The 23,507-nt window shown below is 61.3% G+C and carries 12 protein-coding genes, 3 tRNA genes and 3 rRNA genes; all 18 read left to right on the top strand.

The features are described from left to right. The first annotated feature begins 36 nt into the window (after window positions 1–36). The 18 genes from AC127K_RS07420 to AC127K_RS07505 all read left to right on the top strand — a co-directional run bounded on the left by AC127K_RS07420 (window position 37) and on the right by AC127K_RS07505 (window position 23,422). Window positions 37–1,542, top strand: a complete 1,506-nt coding sequence (locus AC127K_RS07420) for an ABC transporter substrate-binding protein (RefSeq protein WP_483720062.1) — start codon at window positions 37–39, stop codon at window positions 1,540–1,542. A gap of 219 nt (window positions 1,543–1,761) precedes the next feature. After that, entirely contained in the window at window positions 1,762–4,158 is a 2,397-nt protein-coding gene (locus tag AC127K_RS07425) for a hypothetical protein (RefSeq protein WP_483720063.1), read from the top strand. A gap of 30 nt (window positions 4,159–4,188) precedes the next feature. Beyond that, the gene (locus tag AC127K_RS07430) at window positions 4,189–5,178 is read left to right on the top strand and encodes a glycoside hydrolase family 130 protein (protein WP_483720064.1); all 990 of its coding nucleotides are present in this window, start codon (window positions 4,189–4,191) and stop codon (window positions 5,176–5,178) included. 39 nt (window positions 5,179–5,217) lie between these two features. Beyond that, complete coding sequence (locus AC127K_RS07435; protein ID WP_483720065.1) at window positions 5,218–8,319, top strand: alpha-mannosidase; 3,102 nt, start codon at window positions 5,218–5,220, stop codon at window positions 8,317–8,319. 51 nt (window positions 8,320–8,370) lie between these two features. After that, on the top strand, window positions 8,371–10,200 hold the full coding sequence (locus AC127K_RS07440) for a beta-N-acetylhexosaminidase (RefSeq protein WP_483720066.1): 1,830 nt from the start codon (window positions 8,371–8,373) through the stop codon (window positions 10,198–10,200). 19 nt (window positions 10,201–10,219) lie between these two features. Continuing rightward, a complete protein-coding gene (locus AC127K_RS07445) occupies window positions 10,220–11,500 on the top strand; it encodes an MFS transporter (protein WP_483720067.1) in 1,281 nt (426 codons plus the stop codon). 24 nt (window positions 11,501–11,524) lie between these two features. Further along, window positions 11,525–14,131: a glycoside hydrolase family 3 C-terminal domain-containing protein gene (locus AC127K_RS07450; RefSeq protein WP_483720068.1), complete on the top strand. Its 2,607-nt coding sequence runs from the start codon at window positions 11,525–11,527 to the stop codon at window positions 14,129–14,131. A gap of 204 nt (window positions 14,132–14,335) precedes the next feature. Next, window positions 14,336–15,049 carry a LytR/AlgR family response regulator transcription factor gene (locus AC127K_RS07455; RefSeq protein WP_483720069.1) on the top strand — a complete coding sequence of 238 codons (714 nt, stop codon included), beginning with the start codon at window positions 14,336–14,338 and terminating at the stop codon, window positions 15,047–15,049. Further along, window positions 15,046–16,350 carry a sensor histidine kinase gene (locus AC127K_RS07460; protein WP_483720070.1) on the top strand — a complete coding sequence of 435 codons (1,305 nt, stop codon included), beginning with the start codon at window positions 15,046–15,048 and terminating at the stop codon, window positions 16,348–16,350. The genes AC127K_RS07455 and AC127K_RS07460 overlap by 4 nt, the downstream gene beginning before the upstream one ends. Before the next feature lie 158 nt (window positions 16,351–16,508). Next, on the top strand, window positions 16,509–16,739 hold the full coding sequence (locus AC127K_RS07465; RefSeq protein WP_483720071.1) for a hypothetical protein: 231 nt from the start codon (window positions 16,509–16,511) through the stop codon (window positions 16,737–16,739). A gap of 357 nt (window positions 16,740–17,096) precedes the next feature. Continuing rightward, window positions 17,097–18,611 (top strand): 16S ribosomal RNA (locus tag AC127K_RS07470). Window positions 18,612–18,743: 132 nt separating this feature from the next. Continuing rightward, window positions 18,744–18,819: transfer RNA gene (locus tag AC127K_RS07475), tRNA-Ala, on the top strand. 3 nt (window positions 18,820–18,822) lie between these two features. Beyond that, a tRNA-Ile gene (locus tag AC127K_RS07480) sits at window positions 18,823–18,899 on the top strand. 196 nt (window positions 18,900–19,095) lie between these two features. Next, window positions 19,096–21,928: ribosomal RNA gene (locus AC127K_RS07485) — 23S ribosomal RNA — on the top strand. A gap of 100 nt (window positions 21,929–22,028) precedes the next feature. Further along, window positions 22,029–22,145 (top strand): 5S ribosomal RNA (gene rrf, locus AC127K_RS07490). Together the 16S, 23S and 5S rRNA genes with 3 tRNA genes alongside form the textbook arrangement of a ribosomal RNA operon. Before the next feature lie 61 nt (window positions 22,146–22,206). Next, window positions 22,207–22,282: transfer RNA gene (locus tag AC127K_RS07495), tRNA-Lys, on the top strand. Between the two features lie 156 nt (window positions 22,283–22,438). Further along, a complete protein-coding gene (locus tag AC127K_RS07500) occupies window positions 22,439–22,765 on the top strand; it encodes a helix-turn-helix domain-containing protein (RefSeq protein WP_483720072.1) in 327 nt (108 codons plus the stop codon). A gap of 132 nt (window positions 22,766–22,897) precedes the next feature. Further along, window positions 22,898–23,422, top strand: coding sequence for a zinc-binding dehydrogenase (locus AC127K_RS07505; protein ID WP_483720073.1), 525 nt, complete (start codon window positions 22,898–22,900; stop codon window positions 23,420–23,422). Window positions 23,423–23,507: the final 85 nt, after the last annotated feature.

The following is a 23,507-nucleotide window of genomic DNA, read 5'->3' on the forward strand; positions in this document are numbered from 1 at the left end:
CCTGTCCCGCAACCATACACGAAAAGGAGCAACAAGATGAAAAAGTTCAACAAGGTTCTTGCGTTGGGCATGACCGGCGCCATGGCGCTGAGTCTGGCAGCCTGCGGCGGCAGCAGTTCTTCCGCCGCTACCGGCGACACCGCCTCCACCGGTTCCGATGAAGTCGTTACCCTGAAATGGGTCACCGTCGGCAACGGCCAGCCCACCAACTATGATGCCTGGCTGCAGCAGATCAACCCCTACCTGGAAGAGAAGATCGGCGTCAACCTGGACGTGCAGGTCGTTTCCTGGAGTGACTGGGACCCCCGCCGCAGCGTTATCGTCAACACCAGCGGTGAGTACGACATCCTGTTCACCAACATGAACACCTATGTCAACGATATCCACATCGGCGCCTTCGCCGACATCACCGAGCTGGTCAAGACTGCTTCTCCTGAACTGTACTCCTCCATCCCCGAGGATTACTGGGAAGCCTGCGAAGTGGACGGCAAGCTGTACGGCGTGCCCACCTACAAGGACTCCTCCATCACCGAATACCTGGTCTTTGACAAGGAACTGGCCGAATCCACCGGCTACACCATCCCCGAATCCATGGCTATGTCCGACCTGGGCAGCCTGACCGATACTCTGGCCGCCATGACCGAGTCCAAGGGCGAAGCTGCCTTCCCCATGAACAAGAACGGCGCCACCTGGGCTGCCTTCGAGTACGACAACATGGGCACCGGCCTGCTGCCCATCGGCGTGCGCTATGACGACGCCACCGCCACCGTCGTGTCCGTGCTGGAACAGCCCGACATCCAGGCCACTCTGGATACCTTCCATGAATGGTATCAGGACGGCATCATCAACTCCGATGCCGCCACCAAGCCCGAAGAAAACGCCTACAAGCCCTGCAGTGTTGCTCAGGGCTGGTCCGGCGCCGCTATCACCAGCTGGGGCCCCCAGATGGGCGTTGAAGCCGCTGCTACCAAGCTCGGCCCCACCGTCATCTCCAACGACACCGTCCGTGGTTCTATGAACTGCATCTCCGCCAGCTGCGCTTACCCCGAAAAGGCTCTGGAACTGCTCCAGCTGGTCAACACCGACTCTTACGTCCGCGACCTGCTGTACTACGGCGTGCAGGGCGACAACTGGGATTACACCGACGACACCAAGGAATGGGTCCACAAGAACAACGCTGACTGGACCATGGCCGGCTACACCCAGGGCAGCTACTTCACCGTCACTCCCAGCGATGAGTTCGACTTCAACCAGTACGACGAAGTCAAGGAACTGAACGATAACGCCGAGCCCTCCGTCCTGCTGGGCTTCACCCTGGATACCACCAACTTCAAGGATGACCTGGCCAACTGCGTCGCCATCTACGAGCGTTACAAGGGCGAACTGCTGACCGGCACCAAGGCCACCGACGAGATCGTTCCTCAGATCATGAGCGAACTGCGCGCTGCCGGCTTCGACGAGATCGTGGCTCAGTGCCAGGAGCAGGTCGACGCCTTCATGGCCTCCAACGGCGGCGCTTCCGCCGAGACCGCGGCCGAGTAATCGTCCCCGTCTGAAATCCGTCACCAACCCGTAACACAAAGGCCGTCGCTTCGCGCGGGCAGGAGAAAACAGCAGCAGCGGCAGCGCGCCGCCGCCTTTGATCGAACAGAATTTCTCAAGATCAATCAGCTTTTTCACCGGCCCGGCCCAGCGGCGGCCTTTTTGCGGGCTTATCCGCCAAAAACCGACCGATTCCGCCTGTGCGCGGGGGTTCCGCCTATGAAACAACATACGATTCGGACGGTCTACGCCGTCCACCATTCTCACACCGACATCGGGTACACCGATCTGCAGGAACATGTCATCGACCTGCAGGTGGACTACATCCGCAGCGCCCTGCAGATGATGCAGAGCCCCGCCAACGCGGCGTTCCGCTGGAACTGCGAGACCCTCTTCTGTGTGGAAGCCTTCTTCCGCACCGCTACGGAGGAGGAAAAAGCCCGTTTCCTGGACCTGGCCCGGGACGGCCGCATCGGCCTTTCGGCCAACTACCTGAACTTCACCGACCTGCTGGACTGCGGCATCTATGCCCGCCGCCTGGGTCAGTGGCGGGAGAAATTCGCCGCCGAAGGCATCAATTTCAACACGGCCATGTGTGCCGACATCAACGGCCTGTCCATGGGCCAGCGGGACGCCATGATCGGCAACGGCGTGGAATTTCTGTATACCAACATCCACTGCCACCACGGCATGTACCCCCTGCACCAGAACCAGAACGCCTATTTCTGGGAGAACAAGGAGGGCCGCCGCCTGCTGGTGTGGAACGGCGAGCACTACAACCTGGGCAACGTGCTGGGGCTGCGCCCCAACCACACCCCCAACTTCATGACCATGGACCGCCTGGGCTCCGCCCCTCTGCCGGAGGACGATGTGGAAGCCCTGGCCCAGAACCTGGACAGCTACCTCACCGAATGTGAGGAAAACGGCTACCCCTACGACTTCATCCTGGCATCGGTGTCCGGCGTGTTCAGCGACAACGCTCCGCCGGAACCCCTGATCCTGCAGACCATCCAGGGCTACAACCGCCTGTACGGCGAAGCTGTGGAAGTGCGGATGGTCAGTTTGCAGGAACTGTACGCCGCCATCGCCCCCAAACTGGCTGACGCCCCGGTGTATCGCGGGGACCTGAACGACTGGTGGGCCAACGGCGTGGGTTCTACCCCCTACGGGGTGAAGCATTACCGGGATGCCTGCCGCAGCTATGAGCTGGCCCGCCGCCTGGACCCCGCGCTGGAAGTGCACCAGCCTGCCCTGGTGCGGGATGCTGAGGACGCTCTGCTGCTCTACGCCGAGCACACCTGGGGCCATTCCGCCAGCATCACCAACCCTTATGAATCCATGGTGCTGGATTTGGATATCCGCAAGACCGGGTATGCTTCCCGGGCCCATGAGGCCGCCGCCCGCATGCTGGGGCGTATTGCCCGGGACCAGGGGGACATCCTGCGTTACTATGCCACCCAGGGCAGCATCCGGGTGCAGAACCCCACGCGCCTTTCCGGCCCCATGGCGGTGGAATTTTACGTCGAGACTTTGCCCGCGGGTCTGCCGGATGCCGACATCCGCACCGAGGACGGCAGGGAACTGCCTTGTCAGGTCAGTCCCCATCCCCGGGGCCGCCGGATTTCTTTTGTGGACACCTTTACACCGGGGGAAGTCAAACGGTATACTTATGGAAAAAGAGAACGTCCTGAAAACAAGCTCAACACCCGCCAGTGCTACGTCGGCGCCGAGCAGGTGCGGGATATCGTCAACGACTACGATCCCGTGACCTTCCGTCTGCCGTACGGCTTTGAAAACCGGTTTTTCCGCCTGGAATACGAGGTGGGCCGGGGCCTGTGCAGCCTGTACGACAAAGCCCATGGCCGGGAACTCATGGCCCCGACCGGCCTGCCCTTCTTCACCCCGGTATATGAGTGTACCCCCGTGCGCCCCGGCGTCACCGACGTGTATGAGGAGCGCCGTCTGCTGGGCCGCAACATCCGGGGCCAGCATGCCAGGCAGTTCCCCGCCACCCTGGAAGAGGTGGTCTGCGAGGAGCACGGCCCGGTGTTCACCATCCTGCGGCTGCGCGGGTCCATGCCCGGCACCGTCCACTGCGATGTGGTGCTGAAACTGTACGAGGACCTGCCCCGCATCGACATGCGCCTGGAACTGGGCAAGACCCTGTCCACCGACATCGAGAGCGTTTACCTGCCCCTGAATCTGGATCTCACCGGCCGGGAAGTCTGGCTGCGCAAAGGCGGCCGGGAAGCGCTGCGCCCCGGTGTGGACCAGCTGCCCGGCAGCTGCATGGAATACAGCATGAGCGACGACGGCCTGGCCTTCCTGGGGCGGGACGGAGGGGTGCTGCTGGGCGCCCGGGATACCCCGCTGTATGCTTTCGGCCCGCTGAAACACCACCCCATCCGCCTGTGTGAAAACCGCCCGGAGGACAACCGCCGCCCGGTGTTTGTCTGGCTCATGAACAACACCTGGGAAACGAACTTCAAGCTGGACCTGTCCGGCTTTGCAGAGTACCGCTTCACCCTCACCCTCACCGACGAAACCGACCCAGAACGCGCCATGGACGAGCTGCATGAGCAGCAGTTTGCACCGGTTGTGCGCATTGTGGGATAACGCTTCTCCAACCACAGGAGGTTAGAAAGTATGGCTAAGATCATTGGCAACCCGCTGCCCAACATTCCCTGGCAGGACCCGCCCGCCGTCACCCGCACCCCGCTGTGGCGGTATGACGGCAACCCCATCATCGGCCGCGACGGCAACAAGCGGTCCAACAGCGTCTTCAACAGCGCCGTGGTGCCCTTCGGCGACGGGTTTGCGGGCGTTTTCCGGTGCGACAGCCTCTCCATCAGCATGGATATCTTTGCCGGCTTCAGCCAGGACGGCATCCACTGGACCATCGACGACGACCCCATCCATCTGGTGGGGGATGACCCGGAAGTGACCAACCGGGAATACCGCTACGACCCCCGGGTCTGCTACATGGACGGCAAATACTACGTCAGCTGGTGCAACGGCTACCACGGCCCCACCATCGGTCTGGCCTGGACCGAGGACTTCAGGACCTTCCACCAGCTGGAAAACGCCTTTTTGCCCTACAACCGCAACGGGGTGCTCTTCCCCCGCAAGATCCAGGGCCGCTACATGATGATGAGCCGTCCCAGCGACACCGGCCACACCCCCTTCGGGGACATCTTCGTCAGCCAGAGCGAGGACCTGGTCTACTGGGGCCGCCACCGGTACATGATGGGCGCCGTCAAGGGGGACGAATCCGCCTGGCAGAGCCTGAAGATCGGCCCGGGCCCCATCCCCATCGAGACCGACGAGGGCTGGCTGCTGATCTACCACGGGGTCATCAACACCTGCAACGGCTACGTCTACCGCATGGGCGCGGCCCTGCTGGACATTGACGAGCCCTGGAAGGTCAAGGCCCGGGGCAAGGACTACATCCTGGCCCCCCACATGCCCTACGAGTGCATGGGCGACGTGCCCAACGTCACCTTCCCCTGCGCCGCCCTCACCGACGCCCCCACCGGCCGCATCGCCGTCTACTACGGCTGCGCCGACACCGTCACCGGTCTGGCCTTCACCACCGTGGACCGGCTGCTGGACTACATCAAGGCCAACTCCTTCTGAACCCTTTACGACTGATCTTCCCAGGAAAGGAATCCCTCTATGGAAACAATGAGCTTTTTGGACAAGCGGATCAACGGCATCTGCACCGAGCTGCAGAAGCTGTCGGTGAAGCAGAAATTCCCCACCGAAAACTGGCTGTACAAACCGGGCAACTTCCTGCGCCCGGAGGACGCCGACGCCGACCCCACCCCCTTTGAACCCTTTGACTGCCGCACCATGCACTGGTACGGCCCGGACAAGCACTACTGGTTCCGCGCCGACGTGACCGTGCCCGACGAGATGGAGGGCAAACCCCTGTGGATGCACGTCTGCACCCAGATCGACGAGTGGGACGACGCCAAGAACCCCCAGTTCCTGCTGTTCGTGAACGGGGCGGTCACCCAGGGCATCGACATGAACCACCGGGATGTGCTGCTGGACCGCTGCGCCACGGCGGGCAAGACCTACCGGCTGGAACTGCAGGCCTACACCGGCATCCTGCACACCGAGTTCAACCTGATCGTGGACCTGCGGGAGGTGGACCCTGAAATCGAGGGGCTGTACTACGATATGGTGGTGCCCCTGCAGGCCTTCCCCCGGCTGGACCCGGACGGCAAGGCCCGCCGCGACCTGGAACGGGTGCTCAACGAGGCGGTGAACCTGCTGGACCTGCGCACCCCCTACAACGAGAGCTTCTATGCCAGCGTGGCCGAAGCCCGCAACTACCTGGCCAAAGCCCTGTACACCGACCTGGCCGGCCATGACGAGGTCATCGCCAGCTGCATCGGCCACACCCACATCGACGTGGCCTGGTGGTGGACGGTGGCCCAGACCCGGGAAAAGGTCTGCCGCAGCTTTGCCACCGTGCTCAAGCTCATGGAGGAATACCCGGACTACAAGTTCATGTCCAGCCAGCCCCAGCTGTACTACTTCCTGAAACAGCGCTACCCCGAACTGTACGACCAGATCAAGGCCCGGGTGGCCGAAGGCCGGTGGGAACCGGAAGGGGGCATGTGGGTGGAAGCCGACTGCAACCTGACCAGCGGCGAAAGCCTGGTGCGCCAGTTCCTCTACGGCAAGCGCTTCTTCAAGGAGGAGTTCGGGGCGGACAACCGGATTCTGTGGCTGCCCGACGTCTTCGGCTACTCCGGCGCCCTGCCCCAGATCATGAAGAAGTGCGGCATTGACTACTTCATGACCACCAAGCTGGCCTGGAACCAGTTCAACAAGATGCCCTACGACACCTTTATGTGGCGGGGCATCGACGGCACCCAGATCCTGACCCATCTGGTCACCACCCTGGGGGTGGGCCAGGACGAGAAGGACTTCTTCACCACCTACAACGGCATCCTGCACCCGGACGCCATCATCGGCGGCTGGCACCGCTACCAGCAGAAGAGCATCAACAACGATATCCTGGTCTGCTACGGCTACGGCGACGGCGGCGGCGGCCCCACCCGCGCCATGCTGGAAACTTCCCGGCGCATGGAAAAAGGGGTGGAGGGCATCCCCAGGGTGCGGCAGGCCTTTGCCCGCACCTACTTCGATGAGCTGAAAGAGCGGGTCTCCGGCAACCGCCGTCTGCCCACCTGGGAGGGCGAGCTCTACTTTGAATACCACCGCGGCACCCTGACCTCCATGGCCCGGAACAAGCGCTCCAACCGCAAGGCGGAGCTGCACATGATGGACCTGGAACTGCTCAGCGTGCTGGCCGCCCCCGGCGTGGCCTATCCCGCCGAAGCCATCGACAAGCTGTGGCACGGCATCCTCATCAACCAGTTCCACGACATCCTCCCCGGTTCCTCCATCCATGAGGTGTACGAGGTCACCAGGAAGGAATACGCCCAGATGGAAGCCCAGATCGCCGCCCTGCGCCACGAGCGTCTGGCCGCCCTGGCCCCGGCGGGGGAGGGCATCACCGTCTTCAACACCACCGGCTTTGCCCGCAACGACGTGGTGGCGCTGGGCGACTGCTCCGCCGCCGCCCTGGCCGACGGGGACGGCAACCTCTACCCCGTGCAGCAGACCGCCGACGGCGCCGTGGTTTACCTGAAGGACCTGCCCGCCAAGGGCCGCAAGACCTTCGCCCCGGCCGCTGCCCCCGCAACGGCCTGCCCCTTCACCCTCAGCGAAGACGGCCATACCCTGGAAACCCCCTTCTACACCGTTTCCTTTGATGAACACGGCCAGCTGGGCGGTCTCTTCGACAAGGACAACCGCCGCCAGGTGCTCCAGGCGGGGCAGGCGGCCAACGCCTTCCGGGTGTTTGAGGACAAGCCCATCTACTACGACAACTGGGACATCGACATCTTCTACACCGAGAAGTTCTGGGATGTCACCGACCTGAAAGCCTTCACCTGGACCGAGACCGGCCCGGTGCGCGCCACCCTGCACATCGAGCGGGCCTTCAGCAACTCCACCATCGCCCAGGACATCCACTTCTACGCCAACACCCGCCGCATCGACTTTGTCACCACCGTGGACTGGCACGAACACCAGCACCTGCTCAAGGTGCGGTTCCCGGTGAACGTCCACACCGACGAAGCCACCTTCGAGGTGCAGTTCGGCAACCTGACCCGCAAGACCCACACCAACACCAGCTGGGACAAGGCCCGGTTCGAAAGCTGCGGCCAGAAGTGGGCCGATTTGTCCGAAGGCCACTACGGCGTGAGCCTGCTCAACGACTGCAAGTACGGCCATTCGGTGAAGGACGGCTGCCTCAGCCTGACCCTCATCAAGTCGGGCATCGAGCCCAACCCCACCACTGACCAGGAAGTGCACCACTTCACCTACGCCCTGTACCCCCACGCCGAAGGCTGGCGGGCTGCGGGCACCGTGCGGGAAGCCTTCTTCCTCAACCAGCCCGCCCTGGCTGTGGCCGGCGGCACCCCCGGCGAAGCCTTCTGTCTGGCTGCCGTGGAGGCTCCCAACGTGGTGGTGGAGACCATCAAGCAGGCCGAGGACGGGGACGGGGTCATCGTCCGCATGTACGAGTGCGACAACTCCCTCACCGAGACCACCCTGCACTGGGGCCGCCCCTTCACCAGCGCCGAAAGCTGCGACTGCCTGGAACAGCCGGACGGCGAGCCGGTCACGGTGGAGGACGGCGCCATCCGCTTCACCGTCAGACCCTACGAGATCAAGACCCTGCGCATCCGCTGAGGTGCGCTCCACGCCCCACACTGGCCCTGACCGGCCGCGAGGAAGTTTCCTATGGCTATGGAATTTTTGCCCCGACCCCAGCGGGCGGCCCGCCGCCCCGGCACCTTTGCCCTCACCCCCCACACCCGGGTGGTGCTGGGCCCCGGCACCCCGCCGGGGGCCCTGCTCTACGCCCGGATGCTGCAAAACGCCCTGCAGACCTACGCCGGACTCACCCCGGCCCTGGGCCGGGGCGCGGCGGCGCCGGGGGACATCGCCCTGACCATCGACCCTGCCCGGGCCGCCTCCCGCTATGTGCTGGTGGTGGAGCCGGGGGGCATCACCCTGTCCGCCGGAGACGACGAAGCCCTGTGCAACGGGGTGCAGACCCTGATCCAGTACACCCAGGCCCACGGGGCCCTGCTGCCCGGGCTGATGGTGGAGGACTGGCCCGACCTGCCCAACCGGGGGTATTACCAGGACTGCTCCCGGGGCCGGGTGCCCAAACTCAGCTACCTCAAGCGGGTGGCCGACCTGCTCTGCCGCTACAAGATCAACCAGTGGCAGCTGTACATTGAACATACCTATCTCTTCCGGGATCTGTCCGAGGCATGGCGGGACGACACCCCCCTCACCGCCGACGAGATCCTGGAACTGGACGCCTACTGCGCCGCCCGCCACATCGAGCTGGTGCCTTCCCTGTCCAGCTTCGGCCACATGTACAAGATCCTCTCCACCAAGACCTGCTGCGGCCTGTGCGAGCTGCCGGATTCGGAAAAGATCCCCTTCTCCTACACCTACGCCGGGAACCACCACACCCTGAACGTCTCCGACCCCGGCGTGGTGGACTTCGTGAAAGGGCTTATCGACGAGTACCGGCCCCTGTTCCGGTCCAACAAGTTCAACATCTGCGCCGACGAGACCTTTGACCTGGGCAAGGGCCGCAGCAAGGCCCTGGCCGACGAACTGGGGGAGAAGACCCTCTATGTCCGCCACGTCAAGGCGCTGTGCGAGTATCTGGTGTCCCAGGGCTGCACCCCCATGTTCTGGGGGGACATCATGTGGCGCTTCCCCCAGAGCTGCGCCGAACTGCCCAAGGAGACCATCTGCCTGAACTGGGGGTATCTGCCCGACCAGCGGGAGAACGAGATCCGGGACATCGCCGCCAGCGGCATCACCCAGTACGCCTGCCCGGGCGTCTGCGGCTGGAACCGCTGGGTGCCCCTGTACCGCAATGCCTACTCCAACATCCGGGCCATGTGCCGCCACGCCCACAAATACGGGGCCATCGGCCTGCTCAACACCGACTGGGGGGACTACGCCCACATCAATGACCCCCGCCTGACCATCCCCGGCATCCTGTACGGCGCCGCCTTCGGCTGGAACTCCGCCCCGGCGGAGATGGAGGAGCTGAACGAAGCCATCTCCCGCATTGCCTACGGGGATACCTCCGGCCAGCTCATGGCCGCCCTCACCGACCTGTCCGACCACGAGATCTTTGACTGGCAGCATGCGGTGAACTGGATCGAGGGGGACGACGCCCGCCGCGCCGAACTGCTGGCCGAGCTGGACCTGACCAAAGTCCCCGAGGCCAACGCCGCCGTGGCCGCCGCCCGGGACCGGGTGCTGGCCTGCGCCGCCGCCCTGCCTGCCGGGGAAAAGGAGATGGTCTCCATCGCCTGCGTCACCGCCGAGAGCGTGACCCTCTGGAACGAGATCGGCACCTGGCTGGCCGGCCCCCGGGAGGAAAACCCCGACCTGGCCGCACGGCTGGAACACTGGTACGCCCTGTACCTGACCCAGTGGCGGCAGGTCAGCAAGGAAAGCGGCCTTGCCAACCTGACCCGGCTCATCACCGGCTATGCCGACCTGCTGCGGCACCGCCAGTACACGAAGGTGTAAACGCCGGGAGGCAGATCCTATGGGCCTGTTCACACAACTGTTTTTCCCTGTGCAGCCCCCTACCGAAACACAACTGCAGTCCGGCCGCCGCTGCCTGGTGGCGGAAGGCGCCGTGGCCGCCGTCATCTACTCCATCGGCACCGGCAACTTCCTGGCCGGGTATCTCAGCTGCCTGGGCGCGTCCCTCTCCTTCTGCGCCCTGGTGGCCATGATCCCCCAGCTGGGATGCGTGCTGCAATTTCTGTCTCCCTTTGTATTTGAGCGCATCCACCACCGCAAACTGGCCATCTGGCTCCTGTGCGTGGTCTACCGGTTCTCCCTGGCCGTGGTGCTCCTGGTGCCCCTGGCGGTGCCCGGGGCCGCCCACGCCCGTCTGGTGGTGCTGGCGCTGTACACCCTTTCCTTCTTCTCCGCCGGCCTGGTCACCCCGGGGCTTCAGCATATGACCCTGGGGCTGGCACCGGAGGGATCCCGCGGGCAGTTCTTTGCCCGCAAAGACATCGTGGCCGCCTGTGTGAACAGTGCGGCCACCCTGCTGCTGGGCCGTCAGCTGGACCACTTTACCGCCGCCGGCAAGCCCTACACCGGCTTTCTGGTCATCGGCGGGGTGTGCTTTGCCCTGGCCCTGGCGGACGCCATCCTCCTGGCCCTGGTGCGGGAAAATCCCGTGGCCTTTGTCAGCCGCATGCGCCCCGCCGATATCCTGCGCCCCGCCCGGGACCCGGTCTTCCGCCCGCTGCTGCTCTACTCGGTGCTCAGCGGGCTGGCCGGGGGGCTGGCCACCCCCTTCCTTTCGGTGTACCAGCTGCGGGTGCTGGGCCTCAGCCACACCTTCATCACCTCGGTGGGGGTGGTGTCGGCGGTGCTGGGCATGGCGGGCAGCTGGTTCTGGGGCCGCTGCGGGGACTCCGCCGGCTGGCGCCGGGTGATCCGGCTCACCGCCCTGTTCAGCCTGTGCTGCACCCTGGGCTGGGCCTTCATCCGCCCCGCCTGGGCCCCCTTCACCGCGCCCCTGCTCATGGTGGGCACCGCCGCCTGCTCGGGCGGGGCGTCCATCGCCAGCATGAACCTGCAGTTTGCTTCCAGCCCGCCCAGCGGCAAGACCGCCTACATCGGGGTGACCTCGGCTCTGTCCAGCATGGCGGCCTGCGGTTCCGCCGCGGTGGGCACCGCCCTGCAGCCCTACCTGGAAACCGTCCTGGGGGCGGGCAGCATCCCGCTGCTCTTTGCCCTGGCCGCGGTGGGCGGCTTTGCCAACCTGGCCGTCAACGGCCGCAAACTCCCCGATATCCGTTCCTGAACCTTTCTTACAGGAGGCTTTCCCATGTTTCCATACCAAGACCCCCGGCTGCCGGTGGAACAGCGGGTGAACGATCTGCTGGCCCGCATGACCCTGCGGGAGAAGATCCTGCAGACCGACCAGTATTTTTCCGGAGATTTCACCACCCAGGACGAAACCGGCCGGGTCACCCGGCTGGATATGGACCGGCTGGACGCCCTGCTCACCGGCAACAGCGCGGGCAGCGTGCAGCTGCGGGGCATGAGCGCCGCCCAGGCCAACCAGGTCCAGCGCTATGCGGTGGAAAAGACCCGCCTGGGCATCCCTTTTATCTTCAGTGAGGAAGCCCTCCACGGCCTGATGACCGGCACGGCCACCAGCTTTCCCCAGCAGATCGGCCTGGCCGCCACCTTTGACCCCGGCCTGGGGCGGGAGATGGGCCATGCCATCGCGGCCGAATCCCGGGCCAGCGGCATCCATGAGGTCTACGGCCCGGTGATGGACCTGATCCGGGACCCCCGCTACGGCCGGGGAGAGGAATCCTACGGCGAGGACACCCATCTGTGCGCCCAGTTTGCCCGGGAAACGGTCCGCGGCCTGCAGGGCAGCGACCTGTCCGCCCCCGACGCCGTGGCCGCCGAACCCAAGCACTATGTGGGCTACGGCAACCCGGTGGGCGGGCTGAACTGCGCCCCCTGCACCATGGGCCGCCACGATGTGTTCAGCGACTGCCTGCCGGTGTTTGAGGCCGCCTATGTGGACGGCGGGGCCACCAACGCCATGTGCAGCTACAATTCCATCGACAGCATCCCGGTCTCCATGGACCACGAACTGCTCACCGACGTGCTGCGGGGCCAGTTCGGCATGCAGGGGTATGTGCGCACCGACCTGACCGCCGTTTCCCGCCTGTATGACTGGCACTTCATCGCCCCCACCCCGGAGGAAGCCATCCGCCTGGGCCTGGAAGCGGGGGTGGACCTGCAGCTCTACGACTTCCCCCACGATGTGTGGCAGAACGGCATCGAGCACCTCATCACCCAGGGCAAGCTGGACCCGGCCATCCTGGATACCTGCTGCCGCCGCATCCTGAGCGTCAAGTTCCGGCTGGGCCTGTTTGAGCATCCCTACACCGATGAGACCCTGGCCCCCAAAGTGCTGCGCTGCCCCGGCCACCTGGACCTGGCCAAGCGCATTGCCCGGGAATCGGTGGTTCTGCTGAAAAACGACGGCGTCCTGCCCCTGAAACCGGACCTCAAAACCATTGCGGTCATCGGGCCGGGAGCCGACACCCCCGCTTTGGGGGATTACTCCGAACCCCGGGGCCGCACCGGCGCCGTCACGGTGCTGGAGGGCATCCGGGCTGCCGCCGGCCCGCACACCCGGGTGGTGTACGAGCGGGGCTGTAACTTCCTGAAACAGCCCCTCGACCCCTTCGACCCCGCCCTGCTGCTGGACGAGAACGGCAACCCCGGCGGCCTGACCGGCCGGTATTACAACGGCCCCAGACCGGAGGGCACCCCGGTGCAGACCCGCACCGACCCCACCGTCAATTTCAACTGGATCTTCGCTTTGCCCCACCCGGACCTGGACGCCAACTGCTTCAGCGTGGCCTGGGACGGCTGGGTCTGCATGCCCGAGACCATCGCAGGCTCCATCGGCCTGAGCACCCAGGACAGCATGCGGCTGTATGTGGATGACCAGCTGCTCATCGACGGCTGGGGCCCGGACAGGAGCGCCGACCAGGCCCTGGACTTCACCTTTGAGGCAGGGCGCCGGTACAAGGTGCGCATCGAGTTCGTCAACGACGGACGGGGCGCCCGGGTCATCTTCGGCTACAGCGCCCTGCGGGAGGACATCCCCGCTGCCGTGGCCGCCGCCCAACAGGCGGATGTGGCGGTGCTCTGCCTGGGCGACAACGAGGAGACCAGCGGCGAAAACTTCGACCGCACCTCCCTGGACCTGCCCGGGCGGCAGCTGGACCTGGTCAAGGCGGTGTATGAGACCGGCACCCCGGTGGTGCTGCTGCTCCAGAGCGGCCGCCCGGTGAGTGCCGTGTGGGAGAACGACCATCTGGCCGCCATCCTGGAAGCCTGGTTCCCCGGGGAGCAGGGGGGCACGGCGGTGGCCGAAGTCCTCTTCGGTCAGGCGGAGCCCTGCGGCCGGCTGCCCATTTCCTTCCCCCGCAGCGTGGGGCAGGTGCCCTGCCATTACAGCCGGCGCCCCGGCGGCGGCAGGAAGTATGTGGAGATGGACTGGCTGCCTTTGTATCCCTTCGGCTACGGGCTGGCCTACACCACCTTCGCCTACGCGGACCTGAAACTGGAACAGCCTTCCATCGCCCCCGGGGACACCGCCCGGGTGACCTTCACCGTGACCAACACCGGTGCCCGCCCCGGCGTGGCGGTGCCCCAGGTGTATGTGCGGGATTATTTCAGCTCGGTGGTCAAGCCGGAACGGCAGCTGGCCGCCTTCACCCGGGTGGAACTGGCCCCCGGGCAAAGCCGCACCCTCACCCTGGAAGTGGGCCCCCGGGCCCTGCGCACCCTGGGCCCGGACTACGTCTGGCGGGTGGAACCGGGCGCCTTCGAGATCCAGCTGGGTGACAACGCCGAGCACATCCTGCTGCGCACCGACCTGACCGTGACCGGGTAAAACAGCGCAAAAAATGCACAAAAAGCCTCCGCAGAGCAACCTGCGGAGGCTTTTTGTGTCCTGTGCGCTTGCGCGGCGGAGGGACAGGGGCTATAATCAAGAAACAACGATTTTGCGGCATCGCAAGATATGCAACCATCGCAAGATGTGCAAGCTTGTTTCAAAAGTCTCCCGGTCCTGACGCCGGGGAAAGGAAGTGCCCGGATGACCGTCCGCATCCTGGTTTGTGACGATGACGCCGCCTTTGCGGTCCGACTGAGCCGCTGGCTGCGGGAGAATACCGCCCGGGAACCGCAGCCGGAGGTGGAGACCTGCACCGACCCGCTTTCCCTCACCGATGCCCGCCTCTCGGCCTTTGACATCCTCTTCCTGGACATCGACATGGGCAGGTGCAGCGGCATCGAGCTGGCCCGCCGCCTGCGCCGGGTCCAGGCCCGGTCCCTGCTGATCTTTGTGACCAACTATGTGGAATATTCCCCCGAAGGGTACGAGGTGGGGGCCTTCCGGTTCCTGCTCAAGAGCCGCCTGGAAGAAAAACTCCCCGCCTACTACGCCGCCGCCCTGGAGGTGCTGCGCCGCCGGGAGGCGGTGTACACCTACGCCCTCAACGGGGAGAACTGCCGCATCCACCTGGGGGACATCCTCTATCTGGAAAGCCGGGGCCGGATGCTCTGCCTGCACACCACCGACCCCGCCCGCTCCGGGCAGGCCTTTTACGGCAAGATGGAGGAGGAATCCCGGCGTCTGGCGGAATCCGGCTTTCTGCGGGTGCACAAGAGCTATCTGGTGAACATGGCCCACATCCGCCGCCTCAACCACGCCGAAACGGAACTGGACGACGGCACCGTCCTGCCGGTGAGCCGGCGCAACTACCCCACCATCCGCACCACCTATCTGAACTGGAAGTGTGAACCATGACCACGGCGTTCTTCGGCATCCTGTACACCGTGCTGCAATGCTTTGACGGGGTGCTTTTCTTTGATCTGTTCCTCAAACGGCGGCTGTCCGGGCAGCGGTTCTGGTGGACGGCGGCGGCCATGGCGCTGGCCTTCGGGGCCCTGCTCAACCTGCTCCATCCCCGGGGCGTCCCCCTCAAACTGGCGGCGGTGCTGGGGGGATTCTGGCTGATGGCGCTGGTGCTGTACCGGGGCGGACGGGCCTTCCGGCTGCTCCTGGCCAGCCTGTTCTATGCTCTGCTCAACGGGACGGAACAGCTGCTGGTCTTCGGGGTGCTGGGGGCGCTGCAGATGGACCTGCCCACCCTTTACGCCTCGCCCGCCCTCTTTCAGGCCACCAGCGCGGCGGAACAGTTCCTGGTCCTGTCCCTGCTGCTGGCCGCCCGCCGCCTGCCTTCCCTGCGCCGCGGGGAACACACCGACTGGCGGTGGTGGTTCCCGGGGCTGTTCCTCACGGTGGGTTCCACCCTGGTCAGCGCATGGCTGCTGCATTCGGCGGTGCACGGGCAGACCACGGCGGATGTGATCGTGGTGTGCACCGCCTTCCTGATCTGTGTGAACATCCTGGTCATCCGCATCAACGACTGGCTGGAACAGAACGCCCGCGCCCGGGAACAGGCCCTGGCCCTACACGAAAAGCTCCATGCCCAGGCCGAGAGCATCGAGGCCCTCACCGACGCCTACGGCACCCAGCGCCGGCTCACCCACGACTACACCGCCCATCTGGCCTGCCTGGAAGGCTACCTGAGCCAGGGGGACTGCGACCGGGCCCGGGACTATGTGCGGGAACTGCTGCGCCAGCAGAATGACCGGCTGCTTTTTGTGAACACCCACAACGCCGCCCTGGACGCCCTGCTCAACCAGAAAGCCCGGGCGGCGGAAAAGCAGGGCATCGACCTGCGGTTCGTGGTCAATGACCTTTCGGGGCTGAAGATCCGCACCGGGGACCTGGCGGTGCTCATCAGCAACCTGATGGACAACGCCCTGGAAGCCAGCCTGCGTCTGCCCCAGCCCCAGCGGGAGATGGAGGTGCGGGCTGTGCTGGAAGACACCTTCCTCTTTTCGGTGCGCAACCGCAGCCTGCCGGTGCAGATCGTGGACGGCACCATCCCCAGCACCAAGCCGGACCCTTCCCTCCACGGGTACGGGCTGGCCAACGTGAACACCATCCTGGACCTGTACCCCGACAGTTTCCGCCGCATGTCCTGCAAGGACGGCTGGTTCAGTTATGTGATAGAACTTCCCAACAGGCTGCGTTCGTAACAAACCGCACCCCGTTCACGACAAAATCGTGGTATTTCCCGTGCGGGCATGGTATGGTAAAGGCAGCCGGCGTGTGTGTATGGTGTAAGGCCGGCTCACGGCCGGAAGGCGGGATGCCGCCCGCCGCCGGTCCCGCAGCCTGCGGGCTGTCTGCAAACATGACATTCTCTTTTTCTCACCAAAGAAATGGCCGCTTCCCGCCCCGGCGGGAAACGGCCGTTTCTGTTTTATACCTGCAGGCTTTTGCCCCGGCGGTCACCGCCCGGATGATCGGCGGCTTCACCGTGCTGCGCCTGAGCGGCCTGGTGGGCACCCTGGGGGAGGACAAGCTCACCAAGGAGGATCTGCTGGCCATCAACGAGCAGCTCAACCGCATCCCCAGAGCCTGATCCCCAAAAGAGAAAAAAAGACCCGAACAGGAGCGGCGCCGCTCCTGCTTTGTTTTGCAGGGAGCAAAGGAGGCTTTCCTTATATATAAGGTATAGAAAAGGGCCGCCTCAAAAAATCTCAAAAAAAATTGAAAAAAGTGTTGACAAAACTCTTTGGGAGTGGTATTATAACTAAGCTGTCCCGCGAGGGCAGCGCGCAGGACCTTGAAAATTGAACAAACCTGAAACTTGTGGAACCTTACAGTGTTTGGAAAAACACTTTAATCAATTCCAAAAGAACAAGTAATTCAACAGGACGCAAGCGATTGTGTCTGAGAAATTACAGCGATTTAACACTTTGTAAGTGATTAAATACCATTTATAAAGAGTTTGATCCTGGCTCAGGACGAACGCTGGCGGCGCGCCTAACACATGCAAGTCGAACGGAACTTGAGAGAGCTTGCTTTTTCAAGTTTAGTGGCGAACGGGTGAGTAACGCGTGAGTAACCTGCCCTGGAGTGGGGGACAACAGTTGGAAACGACTGCTAATACCGCATAAGCCCACAGCACCGCATGGTGCAGCGGGAAAAGGATTTATTCGCTTCAGGATGGACTCGCGTCCAATTAGCTAGTTGGTGAGGTAACGGCCCACCAAGGCGACGATTGGTAGCCGGACTGAGAGGTTGAACGGCCACATTGGGACTGAGACACGGCCCAGACTCCTACGGGAGGCAGCAGTGGGGGATATTGCACAATGGGGGAAACCCTGATGCAGCGACGCCGCGTGGAGGAAGAAGGTTTTCGGATTGTAAACTCCTGTCGTACGGGACGAATCATGACGGTACCGTACAAGAAAGCCACGGCTAACTACGTGCCAGCAGCCGCGGTAAAACGTAGGTGGCAAGCGTTGTCCGGAATTACTGGGTGTAAAGGGAGCGCAGGCGGACCGGCAAGTTGGAAGTGAAATCTATGGGCTCAACCCATAAATTGCTTTCAAAACTGCTGGCCTTGAGTAGTGCAGAGGTAGGCGGAATTCCCGGTGTAGCGGTGGAATGCGTAGATATCGGGAGGAACACCAGTGGCGAAGGCGGCCTACTGGGCACCAACTGACGCTGAGGCTCGAAAGCATGGGTAGCAAACAGGATTAGATACCCTGGTAGTCCATGCCGTAAACGATGATTACTAGGTGTTGGAGGATTGACCCCTTCAGTGCCGCAGTTAACACAATAAGTAATCCACCTGGGGAGTACGACCGCAAGGTTGAAACTCAAAGGAATTGACGGGGGCCCGCACAAGCAGTGGAGTATGTGGTTTAATTCGAAGCAACGCGAAGAACCTTACCAGGTCTTGACATCCGATGCATAGTACAGAGATGTATGAAGTCCTTCGGGACATCGAGACAGGTGGTGCATGGTTGTCGTCAGCTCGTGTCGTGAGATGTTGGGTTAAGTCCCGCAACGAGCGCAACCCTTATTGCCAGTTACTACGCAAGAGGACTCTGGCGAGACTGCCGTTGACAAAACGGAGGAAGGTGGGGATGACGTCAAATCATCATGCCCTTTATGACCTGGGCTACACACGTACTACAATGGCGTTTAACAAAGAGAAGCAATACCGCGAGGTGGAGCAAAACTCAAAAACAACGTCTCAGTTCAGATTGCAGGCTGCAACTCGCCTGCATGAAGTCGGAATTGCTAGTAATCGCGGATCAGCATGCCGCGGTGAATACGTTCCCGGGCCTTGTACACACCGCCCGTCACACCATGAGAGCCGGGGGGACCCGAAGTCCGTAGTCTAACCGCAAGGAGGACGCGGCCGAAGGTAAAACTGGTGATTGGGGTGAAGTCGTAACAAGGTAGCCGTATCGGAAGGTGCGGCTGGATCACCTCCTTTCTAGGGAGTCAGACGTAAGAGATAAGCTGGTCTTACCTCTTACGGACAGGTAAGCAAATTTCAGGATTGTTCAATTTTGAAGGCCTTGCCTTCAGCATAAGGGCAGCGAAACCCGAAACGCTGGAAAAGCGCGGGGGTATAGCTCAGTTGGGAGAGCACCTGCTTTGCAAGCAGGGGGTCAAGGGTTCGAATCCCTTTATCTCCACCATCCGGGCTGATAGCTCAGCTGGTTAGAGCACTCGGCTGATAACCGAGAGGTCGATGGTTCGAGTCCATTTCAGCCCACCACCGGATGCTCCGGTGACGGGGCGTCCCAAGAGTCCTTATGTGGGTAGTTCGCTACCCGGTATGTACCTTGAAAACTGAATATAGAACTGCGAAACAAGATAACAGAAATGTTATTACCCAAGTAAAATTATGTAAACTATAATTTCACCAAGCGGTAAAATCTTGTTGGCAAATGGAGAATCAATCTAAGGAAAACGGTCAAGCTAGAAAGGGCGCAAGGAGAATGCCTTGGCACTGGGAGCCGACGAAAGACGTGGTAAGCTGCGATAAGCCTTGGGGAGGAGCAAACATCCTTTGATCCAGGGATTTCTGAATGGGGCAACCCGGCGATGCTCATACATCGTCACCGTGCACTGAATTCATAGGTGTACGGAGGGAACCGCCTGAACTGAAACATCTAAGTAGGGCGAGGAAGAGACATCAACATGAGATTCCGTCAGTAGTGGCGAGCGAACGCGGAAGAGGGCAAACCGGAGGGAGAAATCCTTCCGGGGTATGGACTGCTTTTAGGACTGGAATGGTTAATCGAAGGGCATGGGAAGGCCCACCAAAGAGTGTGAGAGTCACGTAGATGAAAACTTGAACAGCTGCGCAGGATCCAGAGTACGGCCAGACACGTGAAACCTGGTCGGAATATGGGGGGACCACCCTCCAACCCTAAATACTACCCAGTGACCGATAGCGTATAGTACTGTGAAGGAAAGGTGAAAAGGACCCCGGGAGGGGAGTGAAATAGAACCTGAAACCTTGTGCCTACAAGCACATAGAGCCCGTCAACGGGTGATATGGTACTTTTTGTAGAACGGTCCGGCGAGCGATTGTACGTTGCGAGCTTAAGGTCTTCAGGACCGGAGGCGTAGCGAGAGCGAGTCTGAATAGGGCGTTCAGTAGCGTGCAATGGGCCCGAAACCGGGTGACCTACCCATGATCAGGCTGAAGTGAAAGTAAAATTTCATGGAGGGCCGAACCGACCTCCGTTGAAAAGGCGGCGGATGAATTGTGGGTAGCGGAGAAATTCCAATCGAACTCGGAGATAGCTGGTTCTCCCCGAAATAGCTTTAGGGCTAGCCTCATGTTAGATATCCGGAGGTAAAGCACTGAATGGCCTAGCGCCCGAGAGGGTAGCGAAGCCTATCAAACTAAGAATGCCGGAATATTGATGCATGGGAGTCAGACAGTGTGAGATAAATCTCATTGTCAAGAGGGAAACAGCCCAGATCTACAGCTAAGGTCCCAAATTGTATCTAAGTGGAAAAGGATGTGGAGATACGCAGACAACCAGGATGTTGGCTCAGAAGCAGCCACTCATTCAAAGAGTGCGTAATAGCTCACTGGTCGAGCGTCTCTGCGCCGAAAATTTAACGGGGCTAAGATACAAACCGAAGCTTAGGCTGCGTCGTAAGACGCGGGGTAGGGGAGCGTTGTGTACGCGGAGAAACGATAGCGTAAGCGGTCGTGGAGTGTACAGAAGTGAGAATGCCGGAATGAGTAGCGCGAATGCAGTGAGAATCTGCATGGCCGAAAGCCTCAGGTTTTTGGAGGAAGGTTCGTCCGCTCCAAGTTAGGCGGGAGCTAAGGTGAGGCCGAAAGGCGTAGCCGATGCACAGACGGTAGAGATTCCGTCCCCACCGAAAGATTTAAGCGCAGGGACACTTTTTGAAGGTCAGAGCCGGGTGTTGGTTCCGGTAGTGATCGAGGGAAAATTAGTACCGAAGTCTGGCTGGAAAAGAGGCGAGAAAAGCTGCGTGTACATCTAAGGTGCCCGTACCGCAAACCGACACAGGTAGGTAGGAAGAAGATTCTAAGGCCAACGGGAGAAGGGTTGTTAAGGAACTCGGCAAGTTGACCCCGTAACTTCGGAATAAGGGGTGCTCACGAGAGTGAGCCGCAGAGAATAGGCCCAGGCAACTGTTTACCAAAAACACAGGTTTGTGCTAAATCGAAAGATGACGTATACGAGCTGACGCCTGCCCGGTGCTGGAAGGTTAAAAGGAGATGTGCAAGCATTGAATTGAAGCCCCAGTGAACGGCGGCCGTAACTATAACGGTCCTAAGGTAGCGAAATTCCTTGTCAGGTAAGTTCTGACCCGCATGAAAGGCGTAATGATCTGGGCACTGTCTCAACAGCCCGCCCGGCGAAATTGTAGTACCGGTGAAGATGCCGGTTACCCGCGACAAGACGGAAAGACCCCATGGAGCTTTACTGTAGCCTAATATTGGGTTTCGGTGTTGCATGCACAGGATAGATGGGACACTGGGAAGCTAGGGCTTTGGCCTTAGTGGAGTGGCCGTTGGGATACCATCCTTGCGACATTGGAATTCTAACCTGCGCCCTTGAATCAGGGCGGGGGACATTGTTAGGTGGACAGTTTGACTGGGGCGGTCGCCTCCTAAAGAGTAGCGGAGGCGTTCAAAGGTTGGCTCAGCATGGACGGAAACCATGCCAGAGAGTGCAAACGCAAAAGCCAGCCTGACTGCGAGACTGACGGGTCGAGCAGAGACGAAAGTCGGAGTTAGTGATCCGGTGGTATGTGAGTGGAAATGCCATCGCTCAACGGATAAAAGTTACCCTGGGGATAACAGGCTGATCTCCCCCAAGAGTCCACATCGACGGGGAGGTTTGGCACCTCGATGTCGGCTCATCGCATCCTGGGGCTGTATTCGGTCCCAAGGGTTTGGCTGTTCGCCAATTAAAGCGGTACGCGAGCTGGGTTCAGAACGTCGTGAGACAGTTCGGTCCCTATCTGTCGTGGGCGCAGGATATTTGAAAGGCGCTGTCCCTAGTACGAGAGGACCGGGATGGACGAACCTCTGGTGCACCAGTTGTCACGCCAGTGGCACAGCTGGGCAGCTATGTTCGGATCGGATAAACGCTGAAAGCATCTAAGCGTGAAGCCGACCTTAAGATAAGATATCCCACTGAGTCAATCAGGTAAGACCCCTTGAAGACTACAAGGTTGATAGGCACACAGTGTAAGCGGAGTGATCCGTTCAGCTAGCGTGTACTAATAGGTCGAGGGCTTGACCCCATTTTCTTAGAGTACTTCATTTGCCAGCAGTTCGATATTCAGTTTTGAGGGTATATACCTCAAGAAAAGAGAAGCATAGCCGATAAAGGTCATGCAAATGGCCGGTGTCGATGACGGTGAGGATCCACCTGTTCCCATTCCGAACACAGAAGTTAAGCTCACTTGTGCCGAAGATAGTTGGCTGGAGACGGCCTGTGAAAATAGGTAGATGCCGGCTTCTCTTACAACAGCAGCCTCCGGGCCGAGCCATAGGCCCGGTCCGGAGATTGCTTTTATATGCGCCATTAGCTCAGTTGGTAGAGCAACTGACTCTTAATCAGTGGGTCCTGGGTTCGAGTCCCCGATGGCGCACCAAAGAAACGCCTTGCTGGAAAGCAGGGCGTTTTTCATATTGATCGATATTGGGAGGATTGGCACAGAGCGCCGGTCCTCCCTTTTTGCATGTAAACCAGACGAATATAGTATGTTAACGCTTCGAACGTGTCTACAAGGTGGAGGCAGAATTATATCATGAAAATTGGAACTAAAATTCGTCTAATCCGTCAACATCGTCACATGACGCAACGGGAGTTAGGTGAGCGGATTGGACTGGGAGCGAGTGGGGCAAATCGTATCGCTCAATATGAGATAGGGTATCGAACTCCAAAACGTAACCTGATTAAGAATATAGCTCACGCGTTGAACGTGCCGGAAACAATTCTCTCCATAGAAGAAAATGAATCGTTGCAGACGTTGCTTCGTCAGCTATTATGGTTGGATCAAGAGGATTGCGCCCTCATTGAATTCATTCCGGTAAACGAGGAAAAATGCCAACTCCCTTGCACTTGCAATCCATAAGCTGTACCTCGTGCGTTTCAACAGCATCAAGTAGCTCAGAAAATCCAAAGAGTTCGAACACTCCCACCATGAGCTCATCACAGAAAAACGAAACTGTCACCCTGTCCGTGTATCTGGAAGCCGTTTACACTGATGGCGGTCCCCCTGGCCAAAGCGCTGGGCCTGCAGGTGATCGTGACCGGAAACGCCCGGGCCCGGGCGTCCATTATGGCGGCCGGCGCGGACCGGTATCTGGATTACCGGAAGGAAAACTATTGGGAGGTCCTGTCCGGGGTGGACTATGTCATGGACACCCTGGGCGCCGGGGAATTCTCCAGGGAACTGTCGGTCCTGAAACCGGGCGGACGGCTGCTGAGCCTGCGGACCGGGCCCAACAAAGCCTTTGCGGAACGCCATCATCTGGGTCCGGCAAAGCGGCTTTTGTTCACGGTGGCCGGCGCCGGCTACGACAGAGCCGCCCGGAAGCAGGGCAAGGAATACCGGTTCCTCTTTGTGCGTGCCGACGGTGCGCAGCTCCGGGAGGTCACCCGGATCGTGGAACAGAACCACATCCTTCCCAGGACGGACCCCCGCACCTTCACCCTGGAGACGGCCCGGGAAGCCCTGGAACTGGTGAAGAACGGGCCCACCGACGGAAAGGTCCTCCTCCGGCTGTAAGTGGAAGAAAAAACACAGGAACGGAAAAAAGCGGAAGCGCAGACAAGGGGCATCGGGATGACCGGCGCCCGGGTCCCGCCGGCCG

The organism is Subdoligranulum sp. DSM 23681, from assembly GCF_057005535.1.

Excerpts from the sequence above, each read along its gene's own strand:
- AC127K_RS07420 (WP_483720062.1), top strand. The coding sequence starts at position 37 with ATGAAAAAGTTCAACAAGGTTCTTGCGTTGGGCATGACCGGCGCCATG.
- AC127K_RS07425 (WP_483720063.1), top strand. The coding sequence starts at position 1,762 with ATGAAACAACATACGATTCGGACGGTCTACGCCGTCCACCATTCTCAC.
- AC127K_RS07430 (WP_483720064.1), top strand. The coding sequence starts at position 4,189 with ATGGCTAAGATCATTGGCAACCCGCTGCCCAACATTCCCTGGCAGGAC.
- AC127K_RS07435 (WP_483720065.1), top strand. The coding sequence starts at position 5,218 with ATGGAAACAATGAGCTTTTTGGACAAGCGGATCAACGGCATCTGCACC.
- AC127K_RS07440 (WP_483720066.1), top strand. The coding sequence starts at position 8,371 with ATGGCTATGGAATTTTTGCCCCGACCCCAGCGGGCGGCCCGCCGCCCC.
- AC127K_RS07445 (WP_483720067.1), top strand. The coding sequence starts at position 10,220 with ATGGGCCTGTTCACACAACTGTTTTTCCCTGTGCAGCCCCCTACCGAA.
- AC127K_RS07450 (WP_483720068.1), top strand. The coding sequence starts at position 11,525 with ATGTTTCCATACCAAGACCCCCGGCTGCCGGTGGAACAGCGGGTGAAC.
- AC127K_RS07455 (WP_483720069.1), top strand. The coding sequence starts at position 14,336 with ATGACCGTCCGCATCCTGGTTTGTGACGATGACGCCGCCTTTGCGGTC.
- AC127K_RS07460 (WP_483720070.1), top strand. The coding sequence starts at position 15,046 with ATGACCACGGCGTTCTTCGGCATCCTGTACACCGTGCTGCAATGCTTT.
- AC127K_RS07465 (WP_483720071.1), top strand. The coding sequence starts at position 16,509 with ATGACATTCTCTTTTTCTCACCAAAGAAATGGCCGCTTCCCGCCCCGG.
- AC127K_RS07500 (WP_483720072.1), top strand. The coding sequence starts at position 22,439 with ATGAAAATTGGAACTAAAATTCGTCTAATCCGTCAACATCGTCACATG.
- AC127K_RS07505 (WP_483720073.1), top strand. The coding sequence starts at position 22,898 with ATGGCGGTCCCCCTGGCCAAAGCGCTGGGCCTGCAGGTGATCGTGACC.